Origin of the sequence: Streptacidiphilus neutrinimicus, assembly GCF_000787815.1 — a bacterium.
Lineage (GTDB): Bacteria > Actinomycetota > Actinomycetes > Streptomycetales > Streptomycetaceae > Streptacidiphilus > Streptacidiphilus neutrinimicus.
The window spans coordinates 38,780-46,000 of record NZ_BBPO01000009.1 but is presented as its reverse complement, the minus strand read 5'-3'; the positions used below and the strand labels follow the sequence as shown (position 1 = coordinate 46,000).

The 7,221-nt window shown below is 74.0% G+C and carries 7 protein-coding genes and 1 pseudogene; 6 read left to right on the top strand and 2 right to left on the bottom strand.

The window, feature by feature from the left end:
• Positions 1 to 163 precede the first annotated feature (163 nt).
• From TR48_RS45315 to TR48_RS08705, 4 genes and pseudogenes are all read left to right on the top strand, one after another.
• Positions 164 to 1,184 (top strand): annotated as a pseudogene (locus TR48_RS45315) (Zn-ribbon domain-containing OB-fold protein).
• Positions 1,181 to 2,287, top strand: a complete 1,107-nt coding sequence (locus tag TR48_RS08715) for a thiolase family protein (protein WP_042365373.1) — start codon at positions 1,181 to 1,183, stop codon at positions 2,285 to 2,287. Before TR48_RS45315 ends, TR48_RS08715 begins: the two are co-directional and overlap by 4 nt.
• On the top strand, positions 2,284 to 3,450 hold the full coding sequence (locus TR48_RS08710; protein ID WP_042365372.1) for a thiolase family protein: 1,167 nt from the start codon (positions 2,284 to 2,286) through the stop codon (positions 3,448 to 3,450). The genes TR48_RS08715 and TR48_RS08710 overlap by 4 nt, the downstream gene beginning before the upstream one ends.
• Before the next feature lie 238 nt (positions 3,451 to 3,688).
• Positions 3,689 to 3,898: a DUF397 domain-containing protein gene (locus TR48_RS08705; protein ID WP_042365454.1), complete on the top strand. Its 210-nt coding sequence runs from the start codon at positions 3,689 to 3,691 to the stop codon at positions 3,896 to 3,898.
• Positions 3,899 to 4,234: 336 nt separating this feature from the next.
• Here TR48_RS08705 and TR48_RS46545 read toward each other — a convergent pair whose 3' ends face one another.
• Positions 4,235 to 4,327, bottom strand: coding sequence for a putative leader peptide (locus TR48_RS46545; protein WP_369405563.1), 93 nt, complete (start codon positions 4,325 to 4,327; stop codon positions 4,235 to 4,237).
• Positions 4,328 to 4,473: 146 nt separating this feature from the next.
• Here TR48_RS46545 and TR48_RS08700 point away from each other — a divergent pair, with 146 nt between their 5' ends.
• Both TR48_RS08700 and TR48_RS08695 read left to right on the top strand, forming a co-directional pair.
• Positions 4,474 to 4,968, top strand: a complete 495-nt coding sequence (locus TR48_RS08700) for a hypothetical protein (RefSeq protein ID WP_042365371.1) — start codon at positions 4,474 to 4,476, stop codon at positions 4,966 to 4,968.
• A gap of 20 nt (positions 4,969 to 4,988) precedes the next feature.
• Positions 4,989 to 6,059: an acyl-CoA dehydrogenase family protein gene (locus TR48_RS08695; RefSeq protein WP_042365370.1), complete on the top strand. Its 1,071-nt coding sequence runs from the start codon at positions 4,989 to 4,991 to the stop codon at positions 6,057 to 6,059.
• Positions 6,060 to 6,117: 58 nt separating this feature from the next.
• Here the strand turns inward: TR48_RS08695 and TR48_RS08690 are convergent, their stop codons facing one another.
• Positions 6,118 to 7,218 carry an aminoglycoside phosphotransferase family protein gene (locus tag TR48_RS08690; RefSeq protein ID WP_063770943.1) on the bottom strand — a complete coding sequence of 367 codons (1,101 nt, stop codon included), beginning with the start codon at positions 7,216 to 7,218 and terminating at the stop codon, positions 6,118 to 6,120.
• Positions 7,219 to 7,221 lie beyond the last annotated feature (3 nt).

Below are 7,221 nucleotides of genomic sequence, written 5' to 3'. Positions count from 1 at the left end.
CACGCGCGGCCGCTCGGTCTGCGCGGCCGCCCGCCGGGATTCCGGCTCGGTGGGCCCCGCGGTCGGCGGCCCGTCCGGCCCGTCCGGCCCGTCCGGCCCGTCCGGCCCGCTCCGCCCGGTTCGACCTGGTTCCGTCGTACAGCTCGCGAAAGGACGTACTGCCATGCCCCCCGAGGTGCTGAGCGCACCGCTGATCGTAGAGTTCCCGTTCACCCGCTCCACCGGCCCCGTGCTCGGCGCCTTCCTCACCGGGCTGCGCGAGCGCGTCGTGCTCGGCGCGCGCGGCAGCGACGGGCGTGTGCTCTGTCCGCCCGCCGAGTACGACCCCGTCACCGCGGCGGAGCTGACGGAGCTGGTCCCGCTCGGGCAGCTCGGCACCGTCACCACTTGGGCGTGGAACGAACGCCCGCGCCCATACCAGCCGTTGGACACGCCCTTCGCCTGGGTGCTGGTCCGCCTCGACGGCGCGGACACCGCGCTGCTGCACGCGCTCGACGCGCCCCGCCACGCCGTGCGCACCGGCATGCGCGTCGCCATCCGCTGGACCGAGGAGCGCAGCGGCGCCATCACCGACATCGCCTGCTTCGAGCCCGTACCCGAGGCTGCCGACGCCCCGGACGCGGCACCCCCGACCCGAGCGGAGGCCCCGCCGCATGACCACGGCCGCTGAACTCCTGGCCGGCATCCCGGAACTCGCGGGCGCCGAGCCCGTGACCCGGGTGACCATCCCGGCCCGTCTGGAGTACACCTACAGCCCCGGCAGCGCGCAGGCCCGCTTCCTGACCGCGCTGCCGGAGAAGCGACTGCTCGCCGAGCGCTGCCCGCAGTGCACCCGCGTCTACGTGCCGCCCCGCGGCGCCTGCCCGACCTGCGGCATCGCCACCCCGGAGCAGGTGGAGCTGCCGCACACCGGCACCGTCACCACCTTCTGCATCGTCAACATCGCCGCCAAGGGCCTGGATGTCGAGGTGCCCTACTGCTACGCCTACGTGCTCCTCGACGGCGCGCACGTCGGCCTGCACGCCCGCATCGGCGAGACCCCCTACGCCGACGTCCGCATCGGGCAGCGCGTCGAAGCCGTCTGGGACGACCGACGCCTCGGCCCCAGCCTGGCCTCGATCAGCCACTTCCGCCCCACGGGCGAGCCGGACGCCGACCCCGAGAGCTACCGGAGGTGGATGTGAGCAGCCCCGCCCCCTCGGCCCCGCGCACCGGCGGCCGCGACGTCGCTGTCGTCGCCTTCGCCCAGAGCAACCACACCCGGCACACCGACCAGCTCTCCGAGGTCGAGCTCGTCATGCCCGTCCTGCACGACGTACTCAAGCAGACGGGACTGACAGCGAACCGGATCGGGTTCACCTGCTCAGGCAGCAGCGACTACCTCGCCGGCCGCGCCTTCTCCTTCACCATGGCGCTCGACGGCGTCGGCGCCTGGCCGCCCATCTCCGAGTCGCACGTCGAGATGGACGGCGCCTGGGCCCTGTACGAGGCGTGGGTCAAGCTCAGGACCGGCGAGGCGGACACCGCCCTCGTCTACTCCTACGGCAAGTCCTCGCCGGGCAGCGTGCGCGACGTGCTCACCCGGCAGCTCGACCCCTACACCCTCGCGCCGCTGTGGCCCGACTCGATCGCGCTCGCCGCCCTCCAGGCCCGCGCGTTGATCGACGCCGGCCTCACCGACGAGCGCCGCCTCGCCCGGACCGCCGTGCGCAGCCGTCGCGCCGCCACCGCAAACCCGCACGCCCAGCTGCGCGGCAGCGCCGACGTGGAGGACCTGCTGCGACGGCCTTACGAGGTCGAGCCGCTGCGTCGCCACGACTGCCCGCCGATCAGCGACGGCGCGGCCGCGGTGGTCCTCGCCGCCGGTGACGCCGCCCGGGCCCTGCACGCCAATCCCGCCTGGATCCGCGGCGTCGACCACCGGATCGAGGCCCACCAGCCGGGCGTGCGCGACCTCACCGACTCGCCGTCCACCCGCCTCGCCGCCACGGCGGCCGGCGCCTTCGACGCGCCGTTCGACGCGGCGGAGCTGCACGCGCCGTTCACGGCGCAGGAGGTCGTGCTGCGGCGCGCCCTCGACCTCGACGACCGGGTCCGGGTCAACCCCTCGGGGGGACCGCTGGCCGCCAATCCGGTCATGGCGGCGGGACTGATCCGCCTCGGCGAGGCCGCCGCCCTCATCCACCGCGGTGAGGCGGGCCGGGTGCTCGCCCACGCCACCTCCGGCCCCTGCCTGCAGCAGAACCTGGTGGCCGTCCTGGAGAACACCGGGGGAGGAACGCGATGAGCAAGCAGCCCGTGGCCGTCGTCGGGGTCGGCCAGACCAAGCACGTCGCCGCCCGCCAGGACGTGTCCATCGCCGGGCTGGTCCGGGAGGCGGCCGTCCGGGCGCTGGCCGACGCCGCATTGGACTGGGCCGACATCGACGCCGTGGTCATCGGCAAGGCGCCGGACTTCTTCGAGGGCGTGATGATGCCCGAGCTCTACCTCGCCGAGGCGCTCGGCGCGGTGGGCAAGCCGATGCTGCGCGTCCACACCGCCGGGTCCGTCGGCGGCTCCACCGCCCTGGTCGCCGCGAACCTCGTCGCGGCTCGGGTGCACGGGACCGTGCTGACCGTGGCGTTCGAGAAGCAGTCCGAGTCCAACGCCATGTGGGGCCTGTCGCTGCCGATCCCCTTCCAGCAGCCGCTGACCGCCGGGGCGGGCGGGTTCTTCGCTCCGCACGTGCGCGCCTACATGCGGCGCACCGGCGCACCCGACACCGTCGGCTCGCTGGTGGCGTTCAAGGACCGCCGCAACGCGCTGAAGAACCCCTACGCACATCTGCACGAGCACGATCTGACGCTGGAGCGGGTGCAGTCGTCCCCGATGCTGTGGGACCCGATCCGGTACTCGGAGACCTGCCCGTCCTCCGACGGCGCCTGCGCGCTGGTGCTCACGGGGGAGCGGGGCGCCGCCCGGGCGCCCCGCCCGCCGGCCTGGGTACACGGCGGCGCGATGCGCAGCGAGCCGACGATCTTCGCGGGCAAGGACTACGTGAGTCCGCAGGCGGGCCGGGACTGCGCCGCGGACGTCTACCGCCAGGCGGGCGTCACGGATCCGCGACGCCAGCTCGACGCGGTGGAGATGTACGTCCCGTTCTCCTGGTACGAGCCGATGTGGCTGGAGAACCTCGGCTTCGCCGACCAGGGGGAGGGATGGAAGCTGGTCGAGGCGGGCGTCACCGAGATGGACGGGGACCTGCCGGTCAACCCCTCGGGCGGGGTGCTCTCCTCGAATCCGATCGGCGCCTCGGGCATGATCCGCTTCGCCGAGGCGGCGCTCCAGGTGCGCGGGCTCGCGGGCGAGCACCAGATCGACGGCGCCCGGCGCGCCCTCGGCCACGCCTACGGGGGTGGCGCGCAGTTCTTCTCGATGTGGCTCGTCGGGAGCGACCGGCCCGACCGCTGATCCCGGGCAGTTGAACCGATCACCGGATCGCAGGGCCGAACCACCGCCCCTACCAGGCCGATCCGCCTGTTGTCACCCGCACGGGCGGATCGTGTCGAAGCCCTCTACCGCGAGCAGTCGCGGAGATTACAGTGGGATCAACTGACGGCGGGAGGAGCTCGACGTGGCAAGCGACGCATTCTTCGACGTGACCGCGGGGGCCGGGGTTTTCGCTCAGCGGGGCCCGGTCGGGGTTGCGGTGGAGGAGAAGAAACCCGCGCTCGATCTGAGCGGGGCGGAGTGGCTGTCCAGCAGCCAGGGCGTGGGTGATGTGCAGGTGGCCTTCATCGACGGGTACATCGCGATGCGCGATGGGCGCAGCCCCGAGGGGCCCTCGCTGATCTTCACCCCGGCGGAGTGGAACGCGTTCGTGCTCGGTGCGCGCGACGGCGAGTTCGACCTGACCTGAGCCGGCCTGATCGCGGTCGGCCGGAGCTGAGCCGGCCTCCCCGCGGCCCGTGGAGCTGACGGGCGCCGCGTCGACCACCCCCACGGGGTCGACGCGGCGCCCAGCCCACTCGCACACGCCCCCACGCGGTGCCGAGCGGGCCCGCCCACCGCGGCCGGTCAGCCGGGCGGACGAGTTTTCTGGTGGGTGTTTCGGTTGCTTACCGGGTCCAGGTTTGCAGAAGGGGCACACGCTCCGCAGGCGCACGGCCGAACCCGGGCCGATGCCGTCGGCGGACCGAGGGGACGCCCGGAGCGGTCGGATCCGGCACTGGGAGATCTGCGTGCCGCCGAGGCGTCAACGGCTCGGGCGACAGGCGTGACATGCAGCCGACGCCACGCGCATGAGGTCGATATGACCCCTGCTCACCAGTTGCGGCGATCTCTGCATGTGGCCGAACGTAATCGGAACGTGATCCGTTCGTCAACCTGGTCTCGATGCCCGGACCCTCTTCGGAGGGTTGTTCCGGCTCGGAGCACGGCCCGCCACCTGGCGGTCACGCGTTCGTCATGTGCGCGGGCACGTACGATGGCCTCATGGCTTTCCTTCGCCGCCGCTCCGGCACCCCCGCAGGCCCGGACTTCGACATTCTCGCGATGGATCCGGGCGACTGGCCGGGCGACTTCGGGGCCGTCCTGCTCAGCGACCCGGAGGACGGCAGCTGCCACGGCGTGCTGCTGCGCTACGACCTCATGGGCGGCCGCGGCCCGTCGATGATCATCGGCAACCTGCGCGCCGGCTCCGCCGCCCGCGAGCCCGAGGACGGCGTGCCGCTCGAGGTCCATCAGATGCTGGCCGTGGTCGGCAGCGAGGAGCCGATCGAGGTCCTGGACAGCGAGGACTTTCCCGTCATGCTCGACGACGGGCTGCTGATCGTGAAGAAGTACAAGCTCAGCGAGGGTCGGCTGGCCTGCGTGCAGTTCGGTCGCAGCGACGACGTGTTGGTCACGGTCGTCACCTGGGACCGCCCGGTCAGCGAGGACCTCTACAAGCTCCTCAAGCCCCTGCCCGCCGACATGTTCCAGGTCTGAGCGAAACGGCCGAGCCGACGATGTCCTTCCCCCAGGCCGACGAGGCCATGACCCGCCTGCCCCGCGTCGTCGACCTGCTCGCGGCCCGTGCCGACGAGCACGACCGTGAGGGCGCCTTCCCGTACCAGGGGATCGAGGAGGTCCACGCGGCCGGACTGCTCACTCTGACCGTCTCGGCGCAGTACGGCGGGGCCGGCGCCGGGCTGGCGGAGACCGTCCACCTGCTTGCCGCGCTCGGCAGCGGCGACCCGTCGGTCGCGCTGCTGGTCGGGGACACCTTGCTCGCCCACGAGGCCCAGGCCCGCACCGGGCACTGGCCGGCCGACGCCTACCGCGCGCTGCTCACCGACTCGCGCCGTGGCCCCGCGCTGGTCGGCCTGCTGCCGCCGGGCGGTCCTGGCTCCGAGGCCGGGGCCGAGGTGACGGCCCAGCAGACGGCCGAGGGCTGGCAGTTGACCGGCCGTGAGCACGGCGTTCCGGGTGCGGAGGCGCTGGCCTGGCTGGTGGTCGCGGCGGACGTGGACGAGGCCGACGATGCCGCGGCCCACGGCCCGGCCGTCTTCCTGCTGCCCGGCGACACGCCCGGCCTGATGGTCGAGCCCGGCTCGGAGCAGCTCGGTCTGCGCGCGGGCGCGAACCAGGACGTCCACTTCGAGAAGGTCGTGCTGGACGGGGCGTACCGACTGCCGCCGCTCGACGCGCGGGACGAGGCGGGCCGCCGACTCGCGGCCGCGGCGATCTGCCTCGGCGTCGCCCGTGCCGCCCGCGCCTGGCTGGTACGGCATGTCAAGGGGCTGTCGGAACTCGACCGGGGGGCGCTGGAGCTCGAACTCATCGCGGCCGAGGAGCTGTTGACGGGCCTGGCCGCCGCCGTCGACACGGTGCGCCCCGGTGCGGACCGCCGCGCCCGCCTCCTCGCGCCGCGTGCCGCGGACCTCTCACTCGCCGTGGTCCATCGATCCGTGGCCCTCGCCGGACCGGCCGGTCTCCACCGCACCGTCCCGCTGGAGCGCCACCTGCGTGACGCCCTCACCACCCGGGCCCTGCTGCCGACCGGCGCACCCCTGCTTCGCGCCGCCGCGGAGTCCTGAGGGACGGTCGCGCCGAGGCGGCGGTGGTCGGCTCGCGTCGCGGGGGCGGCGCCGGACGTCAGCGCGTCCCCACGGCGGCGCGGACCGCGCGACGGGCGAGGGAGGCGTCCTCGTGCAAGCGGCGGATGAGGACGCGCTGCTCCTCGCCCGCGCCCGGGACGTCGTGCAGGCGGATCTCCCGCATCAGCACCAGGATGAGGTTGATGAGGAAGGCGTCGCGTCCCAGCGTGCCCGTGGACTGGGCGATCTGGCTGAGCTGGCGCCGGGCGCCGGTGTCGCCGGCCAGCACCGTCCACAGCAGGGCGAGGTCGTAGCCCGGCAGGTACCAGCCCGCCTGCTCCCAGTCGACCAGGACGGGGCCGGAGGGCGCCAGCAGGACGTTGGTGAGCAACGCGTCGCCATGGCAGAACTGCCAGGGCTGGTGCGCCAGACCGTGCAACAGCTGCTGCAGGTCGCTGGTGTCACGGTCCGTCAGCAGGCCGAGGGCGTGGTAGCGGGCGATCTCGCGGGTGTAGTCGAGCGGGTGGTCGAAGACACCCGTCGGCGGACGCCAGAGGTTGAGCGCGCGGATCGCGCCGACGATGGCGCGCACCTCGCCCGGCGTGGGCGTGTCCGAGGGGTGTCGCTCCCGCGCGGCCGGTCGGCCGGGCACGCGCTCCATCAGCAGGACGCAGCGGTCGGTGTCGGCGGCCACCAGCTTCGGCAGCCGGACCGGGGGACGGTGGCGCACGAACGCGCGGTGCGCGGCGATCTCGCGCTGGAACCGCTCCATGCCGTCCAGGTCCTCGCCGGGGCGCGCCAGGGCCTTCGCCACCACCGGGGTGCGGCCGGAGGTGCCTGCGATCAGCACATGCCGGCGGTCCTGCAGCAGCTGGCGCGGCACGAAGGCGGGAGCTATCCGCGAGATGTGGGCCAGCGCGGCGCGCACCTGCACCGAGTGCTGCGCGGGGTTCTCGGGGCGCGGTGTGGTGCCGGGGCGGGCGACCGCGGGTGCGGGGCGGCGCAGTTGCTGCGCGCCGTGGGCGGGGCGGGCGGAGGGCTGACCGCCGGGCTCGCGCAACCGGGGGTCGAGCCCCAGGCCTGTCCGCCGTCGGAGCGGAGCGGCGGGCGCGCCCTGCGGGCGGGCCACCGGTGCGGGGGAGAGAGCCGGTGAGTACATGGG

Coding starts and splice junctions, on each gene's coding strand:
- TR48_RS08695 (WP_042365370.1), top strand. CDS start 4,989: ATGTCCTTCCCCCAGGCCGACGAGGCCATGACCCGCCTGCCCCGCGTC.
- TR48_RS08700 (WP_042365371.1), top strand. CDS start 4,474: ATGGCTTTCCTTCGCCGCCGCTCCGGCACCCCCGCAGGCCCGGACTTC.
- TR48_RS08710 (WP_042365372.1), top strand. CDS start 2,284: ATGAGCAAGCAGCCCGTGGCCGTCGTCGGGGTCGGCCAGACCAAGCAC.
- TR48_RS08690 (WP_063770943.1), bottom strand. CDS start 7,218: ATGTACTCACCGGCTCTCTCCCCCGCACCGGTGGCCCGCCCGCAGGGC.
- TR48_RS46545 (WP_369405563.1), bottom strand. CDS start 4,327: ATGCAGAGATCGCCGCAACTGGTGAGCAGGGGTCATATCGACCTCATG.